The organism is Thermococcus sp. (assembly GCF_027008145.1).
Lineage (GTDB): Archaea > Methanobacteriota_B > Thermococci > Thermococcales > Thermococcaceae > Thermococcus.
Map to the genome: position 1 here is coordinate 1 of NZ_JALTCZ010000177.1, position 17834 is coordinate 17834.

At 54.1% G+C, this 17834-nt stretch carries 22 protein-coding genes; 14 read left to right on the plus strand and 8 right to left on the minus strand.

Features of this window, described 5'->3' with window-relative positions:
• Positions 1-150: 150 nt before the first annotated feature.
• The gene (locus tag MVD07_RS08670; RefSeq protein ID WP_297500931.1) at positions 151-1290 is read left to right on the plus strand and encodes an iron-containing alcohol dehydrogenase; all 1140 of its coding nucleotides are present in this window, start codon (positions 151-153) and stop codon (positions 1288-1290) included.
• A 64-nt stretch (positions 1291-1354) separates the two neighbouring features.
• Here the strand turns inward: MVD07_RS08670 and MVD07_RS08675 are convergent, their stop codons facing one another.
• Positions 1355-2842: an MFS transporter gene (locus MVD07_RS08675; protein ID WP_297500934.1), complete on the minus strand. Its 1488-nt coding sequence runs from the start codon at positions 2840-2842 to the stop codon at positions 1355-1357.
• Between the two features lie 88 nt (positions 2843-2930).
• Between MVD07_RS08675 and MVD07_RS08680 the strand changes: the two genes are divergently transcribed.
• A complete protein-coding gene (locus MVD07_RS08680) occupies positions 2931-3503 on the plus strand; it encodes an antitoxin AF2212-like protein (protein WP_297500975.1) in 573 nt (190 codons plus the stop codon).
• A gap of 46 nt (positions 3504-3549) precedes the next feature.
• On the plus strand, positions 3550-6327 hold the full coding sequence (locus tag MVD07_RS08685) for a DEAD/DEAH box helicase (protein WP_297500937.1): 2778 nt from the start codon (positions 3550-3552) through the stop codon (positions 6325-6327).
• 61 nt (positions 6328-6388) lie between these two features.
• On the opposite strand, the gene MVD07_RS08690 is transcribed toward MVD07_RS08685, so the two are convergent.
• From MVD07_RS08690 to MVD07_RS08700, 3 genes are all read right to left on the minus strand, one after another.
• The gene (locus MVD07_RS08690; protein ID WP_297500941.1) at positions 6389-6646 is read right to left on the minus strand and encodes a hypothetical protein; all 258 of its coding nucleotides are present in this window, start codon (positions 6644-6646) and stop codon (positions 6389-6391) included.
• Positions 6643-7095: a hypothetical protein gene (locus MVD07_RS08695; protein WP_297500944.1), complete on the minus strand. Its 453-nt coding sequence runs from the start codon at positions 7093-7095 to the stop codon at positions 6643-6645. Before MVD07_RS08695 ends, MVD07_RS08690 begins: the two co-directional genes overlap by 4 nt.
• A 273-nt stretch (positions 7096-7368) precedes the next feature.
• A complete protein-coding gene (locus MVD07_RS08700) occupies positions 7369-8421 on the minus strand; it encodes a M20/M25/M40 family metallo-hydrolase (protein ID WP_297500977.1) in 1053 nt (350 codons plus the stop codon).
• A gap of 109 nt (positions 8422-8530) precedes the next feature.
• Between MVD07_RS08700 and MVD07_RS08705 the strand changes: the two genes are divergently transcribed.
• The 5 genes from MVD07_RS08705 to rpl18a all read left to right on the plus strand — a co-directional run bounded on the left by MVD07_RS08705 (position 8531) and on the right by rpl18a (position 11441).
• Entirely contained in the window at positions 8531-9937 is a 1407-nt protein-coding gene (locus MVD07_RS08705) for a CGP-CTERM sorting domain-containing protein (protein WP_297500947.1), read from the plus strand.
• Positions 9938-10018: 81 nt separating this feature from the next.
• Positions 10019-10174, plus strand: coding sequence for a 50S ribosomal protein L39e (locus MVD07_RS08710; protein ID WP_297500949.1), 156 nt, complete (start codon positions 10019-10021; stop codon positions 10172-10174).
• Between the two features lie 10 nt (positions 10175-10184).
• On the plus strand, positions 10185-10454 hold the full coding sequence (locus MVD07_RS08715) for a 50S ribosomal protein L31e (protein WP_297500951.1): 270 nt from the start codon (positions 10185-10187) through the stop codon (positions 10452-10454).
• Positions 10455-10480: 26 nt separating this feature from the next.
• A complete protein-coding gene (locus MVD07_RS08720) occupies positions 10481-11164 on the plus strand; it encodes a translation initiation factor IF-6 (RefSeq protein WP_297500954.1) in 684 nt (227 codons plus the stop codon).
• Positions 11165-11207: 43 nt separating this feature from the next.
• The gene (rpl18a, locus tag MVD07_RS08725; protein ID WP_297500979.1) at positions 11208-11441 is read left to right on the plus strand and encodes a 50S ribosomal protein L18Ae; all 234 of its coding nucleotides are present in this window, start codon (positions 11208-11210) and stop codon (positions 11439-11441) included.
• A gap of 2 nt (positions 11442-11443) precedes the next feature.
• On the opposite strand, the gene MVD07_RS08730 is transcribed toward rpl18a, so the two are convergent.
• Both MVD07_RS08730 and MVD07_RS08735 read right to left on the minus strand, forming a co-directional pair.
• The gene (locus MVD07_RS08730) at positions 11444-12217 is read right to left on the minus strand and encodes a hypothetical protein (RefSeq protein ID WP_297500957.1); all 774 of its coding nucleotides are present in this window, start codon (positions 12215-12217) and stop codon (positions 11444-11446) included.
• 31 nt (positions 12218-12248) lie between these two features.
• On the minus strand, positions 12249-12848 hold the full coding sequence (locus MVD07_RS08735) for an asparagine synthase-related protein (RefSeq protein WP_297500959.1): 600 nt from the start codon (positions 12846-12848) through the stop codon (positions 12249-12251).
• A gap of 88 nt (positions 12849-12936) precedes the next feature.
• Between MVD07_RS08735 and MVD07_RS08740 the strand changes: the two genes are divergently transcribed.
• From MVD07_RS08740 to MVD07_RS08760, 5 genes are all read left to right on the plus strand, one after another.
• Positions 12937-13347 (plus strand): YhbY family RNA-binding protein, encoded by a 411-nt coding sequence (locus MVD07_RS08740; protein WP_297500980.1) that lies wholly within the window; start codon positions 12937-12939, stop codon positions 13345-13347.
• Between the two features lie 3 nt (positions 13348-13350).
• The gene (locus MVD07_RS08745; RefSeq protein ID WP_297500962.1) at positions 13351-13803 is read left to right on the plus strand and encodes a 30S ribosomal protein S19e; all 453 of its coding nucleotides are present in this window, start codon (positions 13351-13353) and stop codon (positions 13801-13803) included.
• A gap of 75 nt (positions 13804-13878) precedes the next feature.
• Positions 13879-14217, plus strand: a complete 339-nt coding sequence (locus tag MVD07_RS08750) for a DNA-binding protein (protein WP_297500965.1) — start codon at positions 13879-13881, stop codon at positions 14215-14217.
• 10 nt (positions 14218-14227) lie between these two features.
• Positions 14228-14521 (plus strand): hypothetical protein, encoded by a 294-nt coding sequence (locus tag MVD07_RS08755; RefSeq protein ID WP_297500968.1) that lies wholly within the window; start codon positions 14228-14230, stop codon positions 14519-14521.
• A gap of 22 nt (positions 14522-14543) precedes the next feature.
• The gene (locus tag MVD07_RS08760) at positions 14544-15443 is read left to right on the plus strand and encodes a transcription initiation factor IIB (RefSeq protein ID WP_297500971.1); all 900 of its coding nucleotides are present in this window, start codon (positions 14544-14546) and stop codon (positions 15441-15443) included.
• On the opposite strand, the gene fen is transcribed toward MVD07_RS08760, so the two are convergent.
• Both fen and MVD07_RS08770 read right to left on the minus strand, forming a co-directional pair.
• Positions 15444-16469: a flap endonuclease-1 gene (fen, locus tag MVD07_RS08765; protein WP_297500982.1), complete on the minus strand. Its 1026-nt coding sequence runs from the start codon at positions 16467-16469 to the stop codon at positions 15444-15446. It lies immediately after the preceding gene.
• A gap of 96 nt (positions 16470-16565) precedes the next feature.
• On the minus strand, positions 16566-17018 hold the full coding sequence (locus MVD07_RS08770; protein ID WP_297500972.1) for a phosphate-starvation-inducible PsiE family protein: 453 nt from the start codon (positions 17016-17018) through the stop codon (positions 16566-16568).
• 223 nt (positions 17019-17241) lie between these two features.
• Here MVD07_RS08770 and MVD07_RS08775 point away from each other — a divergent pair.
• Positions 17242-17834: CoA-binding protein (locus MVD07_RS08775; protein ID WP_297500973.1), on the plus strand; the 593-nt coding region annotated here is incomplete at its 3' end.

Consider the following 17834-nt stretch of genomic DNA (forward strand, 5'->3'; position numbering starts at 1 on the left):
ATAATCGGGAACCTTCTGAGCGGGTTTGTGGTTGAAGCGCTGGGCTTTACCTCCGATTTTGTCCTCGCTTCATCGCTGATATTCCTAGCCCTAGTTCCCGTCCTCCGAGAACGTTAAAAGCCCTTTATCCAACTATACCCGGTGATGCCGATGTTCTGGCTGAAAACGAGAATAATCGAGGGGAAGGGTAGCCTTGAGGCCCTCTCGAAGGAAGTTCAGGGGTACGAGAGCGTTCTTATACTCGCTTCAAAGTCTATGGAAAGGCACGGCTTCCTGAAGGAGGCCGAGGACTATATAAAGGAAACCGGCGCCGAGGTCTTCTCAATACCCGGAGTTCCTGCCGAGCCGAGCGTCGAGACCATAGAGGAGTTCCTCCCAAAGGTCAGGGAGGAGTTTCAGCCAGACCTTCTGGTTGCCCTCGGCGGAGGAAGCGTCATAGACACAACCAAGGCATTGAAGGTCTTTTACGACGCTCCAGAGCTTAGCTTTGAGGAGATAGCCTTCATAGACCGCTTCTCAAGGCCCAAACCACTTCCCAAGTTAAAGACCCCCATCATAGCCATACCCTCGACGAGCGGTGCCGGAAGCGAGGTTTCAGCCGCGGCAGTCCTCAAGAGGGAGGGAATTAAGTACAACATCGTTAGCCCTGAGATAGCACCTGAGGTAGCGATCCTCGACCCGAGGTTGCCGGGGACTATGCCGAGGGAGGTTGCCAGAAACTCCGGGCTGGACGTGCTCGTTCACGGAATAGAGGCCTACACGACGAAGGTAGCTAACCCCTTCAGCGATGCGATGGCCATAAAAGCTATAAAGACGGTCTTTGGACGGCTCCCGAGGTCGGTTGAGGGCGACCCCGAGGCGAGGGCAGAAGTCCACTACGCAGCAACGATGGCGGGAATAGCGTTTCTGAACGCGCGTCTCGGCTTGGCCCACGCTATGAGCCACAAGGCAGCCTGGATAGGGCCCCACGGCCTGCTCAATGCAATCATCATCCCCTATGTGATGGAGTTCAACGCGGGTAAGAGCGAGTATGCGAGGAAGCGCTACGCCGAGATAGCGAGGGAGCTCGGCCTGAAGGGTGCCCAGGACCTGATTGGGGCAGTTAGAGAGCTCAACGAGAAGCTTGGGATTCCAAAACTAAGTGACCTCGTGGACGGGGAGACCTTTATGACAAGGCTTGACGAGATGGCCGAGAAGGCCTACCGCGACGGCCTGATAGCCTTCAACCCGGTGGAGGCAAAGCCAGAGGAGATAAAGGAGCTCTACCTGAAGGCATTTTACGGGAAGTGAGATTTTTACTCTCCTTTCAATCTCCTAAAGTCTTACTGCAACGAATCAGAGCAATGGAATCCGTTTACTCCATCACGGCCTCCTTTTCACCCTCCTTTCCTGCCTCGCGGATCCTTCCACCCTTCATGACCTCCGCTATCGCGAGGACAAGTAGGGCTAAGAACAGGTATATACCGGCCGCCGTGCCGAAAAGGACTTCGTAGGCCTTCTGGGTCGGTATCTTTATCCTTACCGGGAGCCCCGGAACCTGGAGAAGGGTGTAGTAGGTGGTCATTATGGTTCCTGCTATGGCCGGCCCCCACGTCGAACCGAAGTTCCTGAAGAGGCTGTTGGCGCCGGTTGCGACACCCATAACCCTCGGCGGAACCGAGAAGACGAGCACGTTGATCAGGGAGATATTCATCAGCGTTATTCCGGTGCCAACGATGATTATTAACCCGACGAAGGCCCATAGGTGCTCGGGCGGAAGCTGGGGGGCGTACTTCGAGAGGATTGCAAGGCCAACGCTGGCAGTGAGCGCGCCGGTTAAGGCGACGGGCTTTGCACCGACCTTCGGCATAAGCTTCCCCGCTATCGGAGCAACGACTAGCATCACTAACGCCATCGGCGTCATGAGAATTCCGCTCTGGAGTATAGTTTTCCCGAAGCCGTAGGGGGCGGGCATCTGGAAGATGTAGGTATTTGCCTGGCTCATCATCGAGATGCCGAAGGCCGCGAACATTATCCCGATGTTGACTATCGCGGGGTTCTTAGCGGTTATTATACCGAGCGGGATTATCGGGTTTTCAACCCTCTTCTCCCAGAGCACTAAGAGGGCCGTTCCAACGAGAGCAACCACAAAGAGCACCAGAGTCTCCTCCGCAGTCCAGCCGATGTTGGGAGCTCTCGTTACAGCCACAAGGGCCGGGACAACCGCCACCGCCAGGAGGAGGGCCCCCACCCAGTCAACCTTCCCGGGGTTTATGTAACGGCTCTCCCTCAGGACTTTCCAGGCGATGAAGAACATGAGCACCGCGAAGGGCGCGGCAGAGTGATAAGTCCAGCGCCATCCCCAGTTCTGGGTCACCCATGCCCCCAAGGGAAGGGCTATGACCATACCGACCGCGAACATCGCGCTTATCATCCCCTGAACCTGGGGCACCATCTCGGGCGGAAACTCCTCCCTGACGAGAGCAAACGCTAAAGGGAAGATCGCCATTCCAACGCCCTGAACTGCCCGCGTCACAAGGAGCCACCCGAAGCTCGGAGCGAAGCCGTTCAGGACGACACCGGTCGTGTAGAAGACCAGTGCGATAAGAAACATCTTCTTTTTTCCGTACATGTCGCCGAGCTTTCCGAAGAGGGCAACGCTCACCGTTCCAACGAGGAGATAAATCGTTAAAATCCAGCTGACGTCGTTCGGGTTAATCGCGAACTCCTTCTGGATGGTGGGTAAGGCGGGCGTGAGCATTGCCTCCGTATACATGACGAGGAGAGGGAAGATAACCACAACGAGCATGGCCCTCCTGGCGTAGGCCAGGTCATAGGTTTCGCCATTTCTCTCAACGATCATTTCTCTTCACCGATATGTCGAACGATATATCGCTTTATAAACTTAGCGGTTAGGGTTATAAAACATTCGGGGATAAAGGTTGTTGGGGATGATGGAAAGGGTTGTGAGGGGGATTTACGGGCACGGAGAAATCATACTACTGGACGATGTCAAGCCCGGTGTGGGTGATAAGCTCGTCGTAAAGATAATCGGAAAGAAAGAGCTCATCCGGAAACTCGCCGGGAAGCTCGGAGAGGCTGGAGGAGACGACGTTGAGAGGTTTATTGGGGAGATGCTGGATGAGGGTTCTCAACGTACTCTACATAAAACTCCCCTCACCGAGAAGGCAACTGAAATCCTTCTAAACGCTGATAAACTGTACGTGGGCACTCTAGTTCTCAACGAGCTCTATTATTCGGTGATGAGAAGGAAAGCCGAGAGAAAATTCGGTGCTACCTCTTACAGGAAGTTCAAGGAACTCCTTGCAAGAGAGGGCTACACACCTTTTATGGAAGATTTCAACGCCGTCGAAGAAACCCTAAACCTGTTCGAAGTTTCGACTCTACCGGACTCCCAGAACTGGGACTCCATAAAAAGTCTGATGCTCAGATACAACCTTCTCCCGAACGATGCCACAAGCCACATCCATAGAACACGGTCTCGATGCTCTGGCCACCTTTGATAACGATTACCGGAAGGTTCAAGAAGTGAAAATACTCCCATAAACCATGCACCCCCTCCTCAGGAAGGCCATCCGGGAGAAGTTCGGCAGGTTAAACCGCCTCCAGCAGGACGCTTTCAGGGAGGTTAGTGCCGGGAAAAGCGTTCTGGTTATAGCTCCAACCGGCTCGGGAAAGACGGAAGCGGCTGTTCTCCCTGTCTTCAACGAAATCCTTGAGAAGGGCTTTAAGCCGATTTCGGCCCTCTACATAGCCCCGCTCAAGGCTTTGAACAGGGATCTGCTTGAGAGGCTCGAGTGGTGGGGGAAAAGGCTTGGAATAAGCGTTGAGGTGAGGCACGGCGACACCTCGGCCTACAGGAAGGCCAAGCAGACGAAGAACCCGCCCGGGATGCTCATCATAACTCCAGAGACTCTTGGGATTATCCTAACGGTCAAATCGCTCAGAAAGCACCTTGAGAAAGTTAAGTTCGTCATAGTTGACGAGATAGCCGAGCTCGTGGACAACAAGCGCGGTGCACAGCTTCTCCTAAACCTTGAGAGACTTGCTGAGATAGCCGACTTTAAGAGGATCGGAATGACCGCCACGGTCGGAAACGAGGAGGAGATAAGGGAGTGGCTTAAAGCGGACACCATAGTGAAGCCGCCCTGGAGAAAGGGGTACCGCTTCCACGTTCTCTATCCAGAGCCGGGCGAAGAAGACCAAAGGCTCGCCCGGGAGCTGAGCCTATCGCCCGAGATAGCGGTCAGACTAAGGCTCCTCTGGGAGATAGTGGAGAGGCACGGGAAGGCCCTTATCTTCACAAACACAAGGCAGTTCGCCGAGATACTGGCACACCGACTGAAGGCCTGGGGAAAGCCCGTCGAAGTCCACCACGGTTCCCTCGCCAGGGAAGCCAGGATAAGAGCCGAGAGGGCTCTCAAGGAGGGCAGAATCCGGGCCCTAATATGCACCTCATCGATGGAGCTCGGCATAGATATAGGCAACGTTGACGTTGTCGTCCAGTACATGAGCCCGCGCCAGGTGAACCGTCTGGTTCAGCGTGCGGGAAGGGCGAAGCACCGGATAGGTGAGGTGAGCGAGGCCTACATCATAGCGACGAACGTGGAAGACTACCTCCAGAGTTTGATAATAGCAAGACACGCCCTTGAAGGCAGGCTTGAAGCCGTTGAGCCTATAGATGGCCTCGACGTTCTTGCACACTTCATCGTCGGCCTTCTCATCGAGAACAAGCGTTTACCGCGCGAGAGACCCTACGAGATAGCAAGGAGGGCCTATGTTTACCGTAATTTGAGCTGGAGCGATTACCTCGACGTCCTGAAGGTTCTCGAAGATTCGAGGCTGATAGGCTACGATGAAGAAAAGGGCTTCCTCTACCTCAGGAGGGGGGCCTTCCAGTACTACTACGAGAACCTCTCGACGATACCGGATGAGGTCTCGTGGAGGGTGTTCGATGCAGGAAGCGGGCACGTTATCGGGAGGCTCGACGAGAGATTTGTAATGAATCTGGAGGAGGGCATGGACTTCGTTATGAACGGACGGAGCTGGATAGTGCTCAAGATGGACGATGAGAGTCGGTTGATTAAAGTCCGTGAGAGCAGGAGCCTCGAAAGTGCGATACCGAGCTGGGAGGGAGAGATGATCCCAGTCCCATTTAGCGTTGCCCTCGCCGTTGGAAGGCTGAAGAGGGAGTTAGTCTTTGACTTTAATCGGGCGAAGGAGTTTTTGGAGGGTGTTGATTTCAGGGAAGAAGAGTTGAGGTGTGCCTTTGAGGAGATAAGGGGCGAGCCCTTCTCGACGGACAGGGACATCGTTGTGGAGAGCACGCCTAAAGCGCTTATAATCCACGCGGACTTTGGCAACAGAACCAACGAGGCCCTCGGGAGGCTCGTACACTCCTTCTTAATCCTCCGCTACGGCAGTGTCTTCTCCGTCAGGGCGCAGGCCCACGCGGTGGTTTTTAAAACTCCTTTCCAGCTGAACCCCGAGGAGGTTAAGCGCTACCTCTACGGAGATCCCGAGAGCCTGGAGTTCACAGTTTCAAGGGCCCTCAGGGATTCCCACGCCTACCGCTGGAGGATGCTGAACGTGGCGAAGCGCTTCGGGGCTTTGAGGAGGGACGCGAGGATCAGGAGGATAGAGAGGCTCTTCGAGGGGACTGTTGTTGAGAGGGAAGCACTCAATGAGCTCTACCACGACAAGGTTGATGTGAGGAAAGGGAAACTTGTTCTCGAAATGCTCAAGAGGGGTACTATGAGGGTGAAAACAGCCCTCAGAAAAGAGCCATCGACGCTGGCAAGGCTCAACATGACCGTAGGCGGGGAGTTCCTCCTGAGCGGGGCCCTTGAGAGGGACGAGGTACTTGAGCTCTTCCGAAAGAGAGTGCTCGACCACGAGGTCGTCCTTGTCTGCACCAACTGCGGCTGGCACTCAAAGACCAAAGTTTCCCGCCTGAGGAGCATAAAGGAGAGGAGATGCCCGCGCTGCGGCTCGAGGATGTTAGCGGTTGCACACCCGATAGACGCCGAGGAATTTCTGCCTGTCTTAGATAAGGTTCGCCACGGAATGTCTCTCGAAAGGAAGGAGGAGAGGGTTTACAGGAAGTTGCTCAAGGCCGCTGACCTGGTGGACACCTACGGCTTCGAGGCGGTTTTGGCACTGGCCAGCTACGGAACCGGGCCAGATACAGCGGCGAGGATTCTAGCACAGTACAGAGGAGACGCGCTTTTAGTAGCCCTCATGGAGCGCGAGAGGCAGTTCATCAGGACGAGGAGGTTCTGGTTGGATAAGAAAGGGAGGCACAAAGAAAAGGATAAAGAGGGGTAATGAGGAGAAAACAGTATCCCCTCGGTTAGAACAGTATCGCCGCCATTGCCGCGCCGGTCAGTCAATAAAAGACCGGCTCGACCAGCGCGGTGCTGTAAATCCTGACGCTCTGCTCTTCCAGGCGGTACAGCTCCACCAGCCTCTTGAGGCCCTGCCAGAACACGTAACTCACGACGCCAATGCCTGTGGCATTCATGAGGAAGCCCGTGAAGGTGGCGCTCTTCAGCCAGAGCGCAAACCTCAGCACTGCCGGCTGGAGCCCGATGAGGAACGCCAAGACTGCCTCGGCGGGGCAGTAATTGGGCTTCTTGCGGGTCATTTTCTCACCTCCTTGGCGAACTCCCTTTTAAGGCCTTCCATCAGCCTAAAGATGAGCTGGAGGAACAGGGTTATGTCCTCCCCGTAAACCCTGCTCGCGTCTCTCATAACGTCGCCCATGCCCTTTGCGCCGAACGGTTTGCCGTCCTCGATTCTGACAAGGTCGCCCTCGGTGAGGTGTGCTTCTCTAAGTTCGAGGTACTGCAGGAGCTGGCGGAACTTCCTGGCGACCCACTCGCGGGGCACTTCTGGGACGTAGGCTTGATGGAAGGCTGTCACAAAGTGGTCAAAGTCTTTCGAGAACTCCGCGAGCACCTTGCTGTTGTTGCCCTTCATGTCGATGACGTAGAGGCCGTCCACGCTGAGGACCACCACGACAGGCATAACATCAGCGAGTTGCATCGGCATTATTCCGGCTGACACATTACTAACGGTTTCCATCTCTATCACATCAAAAACGGTTTTTGCGGGTGGCACAAAAGCGAAAGTGCCAAAGAGAGAAGTTGGAACGCCAGACCACCACTGTGGTGGGTGTTGGTGTGTTTTCCACTCTATAGCATATGAGCGAAAAAATGCAACTTTTTTGCAAAAAGCTATCGTTCGGTCTATCAGCAACTTAACTGGCTTCAGGAAATACCAAAAACAGGGAACAAGCAAAGGCTGGCCCTCAGACTGCAGTTTAACCCCCCACCATAACTGGTAGGGCTCCTAACAAGGATTACCTCACCCGCCGCCGTAAACCTCGTTGAGGACCCTGAGGAACTCGCTCGCCGTAACAACGTCCCTGACGTCTATTCTCTCGTGGGTAGTGTGCGAGATGTCGAGGTTGCCCGGGCCGAAGACTATCGTCCTCGTTCCATTGTACATGAAGTTTATTGCATCCGTCCAGCTCCGCATTCCCCCGAACTCGTCTATGTCCGTCTTCTCCATCGCCTTTTTAGCGAGCTGGACTATCTCCTCATCCGGCTCAAGCTCATAACCGTCCCATATCTCTGTGTACTCATATTTGAGGGTGTACTCATCGAGTATCGGGTCAAGAAGGTCGAGTATGTCCTCAACTTCCTGGTTCGGAAGGAGGCGAGCCTCAAGACGGCCCTTGCAGAGCGCTGGAATCAGATAAACCGGATTCTCACAGAGGAGCTCCTGAATCCCTATGTGCGGATCGAAGTACTTCCCCTTCTGCTTGAAGGGCTCAAGGGCCTTGAGCTCCTCCAGCATCTTGTAGGTCTCATCTATTGCGTTGACACCGCTTTCAGGACATGCCCCATGGGCCTCCTTTCCATCAACCTCGAAGTAAGCCTCTATGTTGCCGGCGTGGGCTATGTGAACTTCTAAATCCGTCGGCTCCAAAACGACGGCCATTTTTGGCCGGTAGCGCTCCATGAAGAGAGCGCTTCCCCTCCCTCCTAACTCCTCATCGCTGACGAAGACCACTCCAACGTTCAGGTCTTTGCCCTCCTTTCTGAGGCTCTCCATCATGAGGAGTATCGCGGCCGCGCCACCCTTTATGTCGCTTGAGCCGGTTCCGTAAAGTATGTTGCCCCTGACGAAGGGCTTGACCCTTACCGGGATCGTATCAACGTGAACCTCGTAGAAGAGCTCGGCATCGGGGTTTACAACCAAGTCTATTATCTCGCCGTCGCTCTCAATGTGAACATCATAGCCGAGCCTGTGGAGGAACTCCATGATGTGGAGCATTATCCTGTCCTCCTGGCCGGAGAGGGAGGGTATCTTCAAAAGCTGAAGGAGTATCTCCTTCGCGCGTTCGGTCTTCATTTGGGTCACCTAACAGATATCGGGCAGGCCCTTTATAAACCTCTTCCACTGGGCAAAGCTTAATAAGTCCTAGTCGTTTTTAAGCGACAGGGAAGATGGAGGTATAGTCATGAGGAAAAGTGGTCTGTTGCTGGTTCTTTTCTTGGTTCTGGGGTTGGTGGCCGGTTCGGCTTCTGCAAACGGCTTCCACGAGGCCCAGAAGGAGGAGTACTGGGTCTCTTGGGACGGTGGTGCGAACGTCACGCTCGACACTATCCTCTATGGCCCCACCGACCTACTCAACAGGACAAAGGAGAGCATACTTGGTATTGGAATAAAGAACGCCACCCGACTTTTCGCGAGCCAGACGGCTCAGAAGCTCGCCCAGCAGGGCCTCAAGCTGGAGAACGCAACGGCCGAGATAATCGGCTACAACTCGACCGGCCCCCTGGAGACAATAGTTAGGGGATATATCCCGAACTTCGCGAAGTACTACTCCTACGATGGGGTATGGGAGATATCCCTCGACGTTCTCAGGGTTGCTGACCTCTACCAGATTGACCCCACGAAGATGAACGGTAGCGTGATGCTTGAGAACACCTTCGTCGTTCACCTTCCGAAAGGGGCCAAGGTTACGGCTCTTCCTGAGAACTACAGTGCGACCTCCAACGGAAGCTACGTGAAGATCGGTGTCTCCCGGAATGGAAGTGACGTTGTGATACACTCAACCATCTATTTCGCGAAGGGGATAAGTTATGCAGACATCCAAAAGATATACGGAAAACCAAGGGCTTTTGTGGTTCAATACCGCGGGAAGCCCGGGAAGGAAAACGCGACCACCTGGAAGATGCAGATCTTCAACAACATAACCGTCGGAAAGAACCAGACGGTTTTTAACAGCGTTGAGAAGTACCTCGAACCGGAATCCTATATAAAATACCTCAAGGTTCAGATAGCCTACCAGGGCGTTGACAAGGCCGAGCAGGGACTCTACCAGAGGTACGCTCAGGCCTTCCAGAAGGAGGGGGTAACCGTTAGGAGCGGAAAGGTCGGGATTCTGAACTTAAACTCCACCGGCCCACTGGTCGTCGAGTATCACTTCATCCTGCAGAACTTTACTAGGGAAGTCAACGGCACCTATGTCTATGCCTACGACCCCAAGCTTGAGCTCGGAACGATGAAGTTCCTCAACAGACTCGACGCAAACATAAACGAGACAAAGACAACGATGTTCGCCCTGCCCAAGGGTGCCAAGTTCGTCGAAATCCCGAAGAACATAGAGATAAACGCTAACGGCAACAGGATTGTCCTAAAGGTTGAGAGGGTCAGAGACTCCGAGGTGATCATAAAGAGCGAGGTCTTCCTCCGCTATGGCACCCCCCTGAAGGACTACCAGGAACTAATGTCAAAGGTTCCCAACAAAGTAGAGTTCAAGTACCAGCTCGGGAGCGGCTCCAACGGCAAAGGCATCTGCGGACCGGCACTGCTCGTTGCACTGGCGGTTCTGCCCCTCCTGCTCCTCAAGAGGAGGCCCTGAACCCCCTTTTCTTTCCCACAAAAAAGCTTAAAAACGCATCCTCAAAGCAAGGACAGGCACTGCAGTTACGGAGGTGTTATCATGGCAAGGAACAAGCCACTGGCGAAGAAGCTCAGACTTGCAAAGGCTAACAAGCAGAACAGGCGCATCCCTGTGTGGGTCATCGTTAAAACGAACAGGAAGGTTCTCACACACCCGAAGAGGAGGCACTGGAGGAGAACTAAACTGAAGGAGTGAGGTGGTTTGAATGATCAAACCCGGTGAGGAGGTCATATTCGTCATCCCCATAGGGAAGATCAAGAAGCGCGTTCCGCGCTGGAAAAGGGCGCCCAGAGCGGCACGCTTCACCCGTGAGTGGATAGCGAGGCACGCTAAGGCCGAGGAGGTCATAATAGGCACGGATGTCAACGAGAAGCTCTGGGAGAGAGGCATAGAGAAGCCTCCCAACAAGCTCCGCGTCAAGGTCGTCGTTGAGGAGAGGGAAGGTAAGAGGGTTGCCAGGGTCTCTCTCGCCTGATCCAACAATTTTTCCGAGGTGCCGAGATGCACATTGAGAGGCTTGATTTTGAGAACTCACCTTACCTTGGAGTCTACGGGTTTGCGAGTGATAGGGTAGTCCTCCTCAGGGAGGGTCTCAGCGAGAAGAAGCTTGAGGTAGTTAGGGACGTTCTCAAAGTCCCGATTATAGAGACCAGTGTCATGAAGTCCCGCATAGTGGGCATATTCACGGCCGGAAACTCGAACGCGATAATAGTCCCGTGGTACATCTGGGATGCCGAGCTGGAGCACATCCAGAACTCTCTCAGGGAACTCGGCATAGACATGGAGATTATGCCCTTCAAGAGCAGACTCACCGCCTTGGGAAACCTGATCCTGACAAACGACAGGGGGGCGCTCGTCAGCAAGGAGTTCACCCGGGAGGAGGCCAGAAAAATTGGTGAGATGCTCGGAGTTGAGGTTGAGAGGGGAATTATAGCAGACTACACGGCCGTTGGCAGCGTTGGCGTTGTGACCAACAAGGGTGGTCTCATCCATCCAGAGGCAACTGATGAGGAGCTTGAGTGGCTCCGCGACCTCTTCAAGGTCGATGTTTACATTGGAACCGCCAACATGGGGGTTCCATTCGTTGGCTCGTGCATGCTGGCGAACTCCCACGGCGTCGTCGTCGGGCACATGACAACTGGCCCGGAGATCGTGAAGATCGAAGAGGCCCTTGGGTTCCTCTGAAAAAACTTAAAAGAAGGCTCCAAAAATTGGTGGGGGGATGAGGATGGAGGTCAAGGTCTATCGCGTTAAGGGTGTATTCCAGAAGGGCACTCACAAAGAGTCCTTCACGAAGGAGTACAGGGCGCTAAAGCGGGAGGACGTTGAAGAGCTCGTTTACTCCGAGATAGGGAGCAAGCACAGGGTCCCAAGAACCAAGGTATGGATAGAGAGCATCGAGGAGATAAAGCCCGAAGAGGCCGAGAACCCTGTCGTCAGGAAGCTCAGCCTCGAACTCTGATTTCATTCTTCTCCCAGCCCAACACTGAAGGTCATCTCATCCTTATGTTTTCCCACCTTCAAGCGCATCGTGAAATCACCGTGTCCGCTGAGACCAATGAACCCTTTCAGGGCCTTTTGAAGGCCCTGGGGTGAGAGTGTTTTCTCATGGGAAATCACGAGCAGGGGGTTTTCTATGAACCTGTATGTAAAGTCCCCCGACTTTTCATCGAGAAACACCTGATCCTCGACGACTCTTCCCCCAACAATGACCTCGGCGTATCCCCTTCTCAAGTTCATATCAATGGTTCCGTGGAACCCGTTTTCAAGAGGTTTTAGGGAAAGCTGGGCGTAGTTCTCGAAGTCCCCAGCATTCAGAACTTCCCTTGGAAAATGAAACCGATATTCCGGCGTTATGTAAAGAATAACCACCCCATTACGCACTCTATAGCCCGGGAGTTCGATCAGTCCCGCGCCACTCGGAGAAATCTCAACCCGGTAGGGAGAAGAACGCAGCGGGAGCTCCCCTGAAACCACTCTCTGATCCGGTGAAAATTCCCTCGACGTGTTGAACAGCCAGCCCGAGAGGTAAACGGGGCTTCCTCCGGGACCTCCAGTCTGCACCTTGCTTCCCAGGAGAACACTGCTAACTGACCTGAAAACACCAAACTGGGCTTCTACTCCCTGGGGGAGAACAATGGCGTTGTCAGAAACCTCGACTTTGGATACGAGGTCATTTAGAGTCCTCTTCACCCCCCACGAAAAGGGGCCCCTTGGAAGAACCGCAAGGAGTTCCATACAACCACCTGATGGTGTTCCAGGACAGGGCTTAAAGAGATTTCCATCCTAGAACCCTCGACTGATGGTGCCTTTTCGGGAATATTTCGAGCGGGTCGATGCCATTCTCCCTGAGGAGGAGTCTCAGCTCAGCCTCGTAGTCAGCTTTTTGGAGCTCCTCACTCTCCCTGATTTCAACGATGAAGAGCCTCTCCGTCAGTTCCCGGATAGTCTTGTAGCCGATGCCGAGGAGGGGCCTTATGTAGGCGACGTTAAACCTATCCTCCAGCGAGCGGGCCTTCGGCAGGTCAAGAAAGGGAACCCTGTCGTCCCTTCTTGTTCCGTCGCTTACCCTCTCGACCTCGGGGAAAGAAGCGAGAGCCTCCAAGGCTCTTTCGTGGATCAACTGGATGGCGTTGTTGGGGTGGCCGTCATTGATTGCCATCTCCATGGCTCTCTCAAGGACTTCCGCAGGGAGTTTTAGAACTCTGTGTTCGAAGCCGAGTCTCTCGGCAGTCTCCTTCGCGAAGCGCCAGTTGTCGAGCAGTCCAAAGGTAACCGTCACCAGCTCGACGTCGTAGCCGAGCCTCGTGAGCATCCACGCGGCCAGGCTTGAGTCCTTTCCCCCCGAGTAGAGGTGATGGACGAGCATGGTTTGACCTCCCTTCCCACTCTGTGTCCAACACCTTTAAAAGGCCAACCTTTATAAGCCCCTTCCCCGCCCGAGAATTAGGTGAGAGATAGTGAAGAGGTTGCCCGGAAAGGTGAGAAGATCCCTCCGCGCGAGATACTACGACATAGAACCGCGTGCGTGGATAGGGAAGAGGGGACTTGACGAAGGGATTATAGCGGAGATAGAGACCCAGCTTGAGAAGGATGGAGTTCTCAAAGTCGAGATAAGGAAAGGCGCGCTCATCTCGACCGGGATGGACAGAAAGGCGATAGCAGAGAAGGTCGCGGAAGTAACGAACAGCGAGCTCATAGATTTGAGGGGCAAAAGGTTTATATTGTTCAAACCGAGGGAAGGCTGGGAAAGGTATTTAAGGCGCCTTGAAAGAAAGGGCCAAGCCAGACGGGAGGAAAAGCCCGTCCGTAAAGTCAGGCTCGATATCGCTAACTTTAGGAAGAAGTTTAGAAAAGGGAGGGATTGAAGAATGGCGACGGTCTACGACGTTCCCGGTGATTTGCTCGTTGAGAGGGTTGCCCAGGCCCTTAAGGAGGTTGAGGAGATAAAGCCCCCCGAGTGGGCAGCTTTTGTAAAGACCGGAAAGCACAAGGAGAGGATCCCCGAACAGGAAGACTGGTGGTACCACCGCGTCGCGAGCATACTGAGAAAGGTCTACATCGACGGACCGATTGGAATCGAGAGGCTCCGCACCTGGTACGGCGGGAGGAAGAACCGCGGGCACGCGCCGGAGCACTTCTATAAAGCGGGAGGGAGCATCATCAGAAAAGCCCTCCAGCAACTCGAAAAGGCCGGCCTCGTCCAGAAGGTTCCTGGGGAGGGGAGAGTGGTAACCCCAAAGGGCCAGGGCTTCCTCGACAAGATAGCTACCGAGCTCAAGAAGGAGCTTGAGGAGCAGATTCCGGAGCTCAAGAAGTACTGAGCTTCCACTTTTCTCCATCATCCTGGAGGATACCTTTTTAACCCTTCCTCAGAGTTTTGAAATGGGGGTGAGAGAATGGCCGAAGATATAGAGGAGATCAGGAAGAAGAAGCTCATGGAGCTCCAGAAGAAGTACCTCGAACAGCAGAAGGCCCAAGAAGAGGCAGTAAAGAGGGAGATGGAGCTTGAGGCCCAGCTCAATGCCATAATGAGAAGGATCCTGACGCCGGAAGCTAGGGAGAGGCTCGGAAGGGTGAAGCTCGTCAAGCCCGAACTCGCGAGACAGGTTGAGCTCGTCCTCGTCCAGCTCTACCAAGCCGGCCAGATAAACGAACCTGTAGACGATGAGAAGCTGAAGAGGATTTTAGCCCAGATAGACGCGAGGACGAGAAAAGAGTTCAGGATAAAGTGGTAGGGGTAACCCGATGGACGCCCGGGAGGTAATACGCATCCTCAACGATAAGGGAGAGGTCAGTCTCGACACCTGGAAGGTAATCTCTGTTAAGGAGAACGACGACGGGACTGCTGATATCCTCTATCGGAACAGGCAAGTGGGGAGTGATGAAGACCCCGTTTACCTCTGGATTTACGCCAACGTCGTTGAAGAGGACTGGGATGTCCGCGTTCTTGAGAGAATAACCTTTAAGAGAGACGATCTGCTCTGGTTGCTCCGCCAGATCTTCCCGAAAGTTAAGGTTTATAAGGGGCTTGCCAAATAGCCCGCCGGCCGGGGGTGTTTGAGTGAGCGGTAAGAGAATCTGCCCCGTGTGTGGTTCTACCGAGTTCATATATGACCCAAGCAGGGGTGAGATAGTTTGTGCTAAGTGTGGTTACGTTATTGAGGAGAACGTTGTCGATGAGGGCCCCGAATGGAGGGCCTTCGACCCAGGCCAGCGTGAGAGGCGTGCAAGAACCGGTGCCCCCGAGAGTATACTGCTCCACGACAAGGGCCTCTCAACGGATATAGGCATGGACCGCTCCCTCACAGGCCTGATGAGGGAGAAGATGTACCGCCTCAGGAAGTGGCAGTCCAGGCTGAGGGTTAGTGACGCAGCTGAGCGCAACCTCGCCTTCGCCCTGAGCGAGCTCGACAGGATAGCAAGCCAGCTGAGCCTCCCGAGGCACATCGAGGAAGAGGCGGCGAGGCTCTACCGTGAGGCTGTGAGGAAAGGCCTGATAAGGGGACGCTCTATTGAGGCTGTCATCGCGGCCTGCGTTTATGCCGCCTGCAGGCTGTTGAAGGTTCCAAGAACCCTTGACGAGATAGCGGACATATCGCGGGTTGACAAGAAGGAAATCGGGAGGAGCTTCCGCTTCATAGCGAGACACCTCAACCTGACTCCGAAGAAGCTCTTCGTCAAGCCGACTGACTACGTCAACAAGTTTGCCGACGAACTTGACCTGAGCGAGAAGGTTAGGAGGAGGGCCATTGAGATACTTGAAGAGGCCTACCAAAAGGGCCTCACGAGCGGAAAGAGCCCCGCTGGTCTTGTCGCAGCCGCCCTCTACATAGCTGGCCTCCTGGAGGGGGAGAAGAGAACCCAGAGGGAAGTAGCCGAGGTCGCGCGCGTCACAGAGGTAACGGTGAGGAACAGGTATAAAGAACTCGTGGAAAAGCTGAACCTGAAGGTTCCGGTCTGATCACTTCTTCGTGAACCAGCTCTCAAGGGTTTTCTGCCTCCCGGCTTTTACCGCTTTCTTCAGTCTCTCAAGGCCGTTTTTAACGCGCTCCTCACTGAAGTCATGCTCGTCGCAGAGGAACTTCAAAATGCCCTCCTCGTCCGGCTCGCGCCACCTGAGCTCGTAGTCGTCTGTAACCGGAGGATTTAGGAAGAACTCCTTTATCGCGTAAAGGTCAACCCCGCCCTCTTTCTGATACTTCTTGAGGGGGTCTTTAACCCGTTTAACAATGGTCAAGGCCTTCTTCGGCCCGATGCCCTTGACTCCTCCCGGGTTGTAGTCTGTCCCGACGAGTATGGCCAGCTCTATCAGCTTCTCCCTGTTTATGCCGAGCCCTTTGAGAACCTCCTCTAGGACAACAAGCTCCGGCTTCACCTCAACGTAGGCGTTCTTACCCGGGAGCTTTCTTCTCCCCGTTATCGTGAGGTTTCTAACGAGCCTCGGCGCCCCGAAGAGCAGGGAGTCGTAGTCCTGGCTTGCAGAGGCGTAGACTTTCCCCTTAGATGCCATGTACGCTGCCTGAGCCTCTCCCTCGCTCGGCGCCTGAACAACGGGTATTCCCATCAGCCCAAGGAGTTTCTTGGCGTCGTTTATGAGCTGTTCGTTGACGCGCGTGGCCCTCATGGCATACTTCTTAGCCTCCTCAAGTTCGCCCCTTTCGAGAGCCTCGTACCACTTCTCCTCGGCCTCTTCTCTGACTTCCCTCCTCCTCTCAAGCTCCTTCTTCTTGAACCCAGGTGGTTCGCCGTCGAAGACATAGGCAGGCTTTATTCCAGCCTCCATGAGGTTAATAGTCCTGTAGAAGAAACCGCTCAGGTGGGAAGTTATCCTGCCCCGGGAATCCATGAGGGGCGTTCCATCGCGTTGCCTTATCGTTGAGAGGAACTGGTACATGGCGTTGAAGGCATCTATGGCAACCTTCCTCCCGTAGAGGTTCTCAAGCTCTATCTCCTTCCTCGGGACGAGCTCACCAATCTGCACTCCCATTGCTACCACCTGAGAGAAAAGAGGAAACAAGAGTATTTAGGGTTTGCCTCGGTCTACTGGCTTGCCGATCACACCTCAATGAAATGAACTCAACTCTCATTCCCTGAGACCGTGCTGAATGAGGAACTCCTCGTGCTTGGTTCTCCTCTGCCTTTCCTGGACGTATATCCAGCCCATGACCAAGATCAGAGCCGACATACCAAGGAGGGTCTGCCAGCCGAGCTGGTTGTAGTCGATTGTTATAATTATCTTCCTGACCATTGCCAGGACGCCGAGCTCGACCACGTTCCTCATGCTCACGTGGTGTTCCTTGACATACATAGCTAAGAGCTCGAATATCTCGAGGAAAAGGATTATCAGGACTACTTGGTGCAGGATCCCCTCGACGTTGAAGTTGTGAATCCCCATCTGGACGAGCTGAATAACCATCACGATAACATAGCCCATTGTTATCGTTGCCATGGCTATTACCACGATGTCAAAGAGGACGCCCAGCCACTTCATCAGCCCCTGCTCTATGAAGTCCACATCGTGATACCTCTCACCCATTTTTACACCCATCCTAGGGCGGGATAACCCCTAAAAAGTTTTTCGAAAGAAATGGAAAAGACGAAACAGCTTCGAGAAATGCATTCCTCAGTGAAATTCTTGGAAGGGGGTCTTCGAGCTTGTTTTAACGACCGTCGAGTCTTTTATCGTCAAAAGGAGAGGGGAAAGGTTTTAACGGTCTTTTACAGACGTAAAAGTGTAAATGTCATCCGAGGTGATAAAAATGGCTGACCCAAATATCGAAGCACTTTTCAGACCGAAGAGCATTGCCGTCATAGGCGCCTCAGAGAAGCCGGGCAAGATAGGTCACGCGATAATGAAGAACCTTGTGGAATACGGCTACGAGGGCAAAATCTACCCCGTGAACATCAAAGGCGTCGAGATAGAGATAAACGGCAGGAGGTTCAAGTCCTACAAGAGCATCCTCGACGTTCCGGATGAGGTTGACATGGCCGTTATCGTCGTCCCCGCCAAGTTCGTGCCGCAGGTCGTCGAAGAGTGTGGAAAGAAAGGCGTTAAGGTTCTCCCGATCATAAGCTCGGGCTTCGGCGAACTCGGCCCGGAGGGCAAGAAGGTCGAAGAGCAACTCGTTGAAACCGCCAAAAAGTACGGTATGAGGATCCTCGGCCCGAACATCTTCGGCGTTGTCTACACCCCAGACAAGCTCAATGCAACCTTCGGTCCGACCGATGTCTTACCGGGCCCGCTGGCACTCATAAGCCAGAGCGGCGCTTTGGGAATAGCCCTGATGGGCTGGACGATTCTTGAAAAGGTCGGCCTCTCGGCCGTTGTCAGCATAGGGAACAAGAGCGACAT

Excerpts from the sequence above, each read along its gene's own strand:
- MVD07_RS08685 (WP_297500937.1), top strand. The coding sequence starts at position 3,550 with ATGCACCCCCTCCTCAGGAAGGCCATCCGGGAGAAGTTCGGCAGGTTA.
- MVD07_RS08715 (WP_297500951.1), top strand. The coding sequence starts at position 10,185 with ATGATCAAACCCGGTGAGGAGGTCATATTCGTCATCCCCATAGGGAAG.
- MVD07_RS08770 (WP_297500972.1), bottom strand. The coding sequence starts at position 17,018 with ATGGGTGAGAGGTATCACGATGTGGACTTCATAGAGCAGGGGCTGATG.
- MVD07_RS08710 (WP_297500949.1), top strand. The coding sequence starts at position 10,019 with ATGGCAAGGAACAAGCCACTGGCGAAGAAGCTCAGACTTGCAAAGGCT.
- MVD07_RS08670 (WP_297500931.1), top strand. The coding sequence starts at position 151 with ATGTTCTGGCTGAAAACGAGAATAATCGAGGGGAAGGGTAGCCTTGAG.
- MVD07_RS08750 (WP_297500965.1), top strand. The coding sequence starts at position 13,879 with ATGGCCGAAGATATAGAGGAGATCAGGAAGAAGAAGCTCATGGAGCTC.
- MVD07_RS08675 (WP_297500934.1), bottom strand. The coding sequence starts at position 2,842 with ATGATCGTTGAGAGAAATGGCGAAACCTATGACCTGGCCTACGCCAGG.
- MVD07_RS08745 (WP_297500962.1), top strand. The coding sequence starts at position 13,351 with ATGGCGACGGTCTACGACGTTCCCGGTGATTTGCTCGTTGAGAGGGTT.
- fen (WP_297500982.1), bottom strand. The coding sequence starts at position 16,469 with ATGGGAGTGCAGATTGGTGAGCTCGTCCCGAGGAAGGAGATAGAGCTT.
- MVD07_RS08680 (WP_297500975.1), top strand. The coding sequence starts at position 2,931 with ATGATGGAAAGGGTTGTGAGGGGGATTTACGGGCACGGAGAAATCATA.
- MVD07_RS08720 (WP_297500954.1), top strand. The coding sequence starts at position 10,481 with ATGCACATTGAGAGGCTTGATTTTGAGAACTCACCTTACCTTGGAGTC.
- MVD07_RS08735 (WP_297500959.1), bottom strand. The coding sequence starts at position 12,848 with ATGCTCGTCCATCACCTCTACTCGGGGGGAAAGGACTCAAGCCTGGCC.
- rpl18a (WP_297500979.1), top strand. The coding sequence starts at position 11,208 with ATGGAGGTCAAGGTCTATCGCGTTAAGGGTGTATTCCAGAAGGGCACT.
- MVD07_RS08730 (WP_297500957.1), bottom strand. The coding sequence starts at position 12,217 with ATGGAACTCCTTGCGGTTCTTCCAAGGGGCCCCTTTTCGTGGGGGGTG.
- MVD07_RS08690 (WP_297500941.1), bottom strand. The coding sequence starts at position 6,646 with ATGACCCGCAAGAAGCCCAATTACTGCCCCGCCGAGGCAGTCTTGGCG.
- MVD07_RS08755 (WP_297500968.1), top strand. The coding sequence starts at position 14,228 with ATGGACGCCCGGGAGGTAATACGCATCCTCAACGATAAGGGAGAGGTC.
- MVD07_RS08705 (WP_297500947.1), top strand. The coding sequence starts at position 8,531 with ATGAGGAAAAGTGGTCTGTTGCTGGTTCTTTTCTTGGTTCTGGGGTTG.
- MVD07_RS08700 (WP_297500977.1), bottom strand. The coding sequence starts at position 8,421 with ATGAAGACCGAACGCGCGAAGGAGATACTCCTTCAGCTTTTGAAGATA.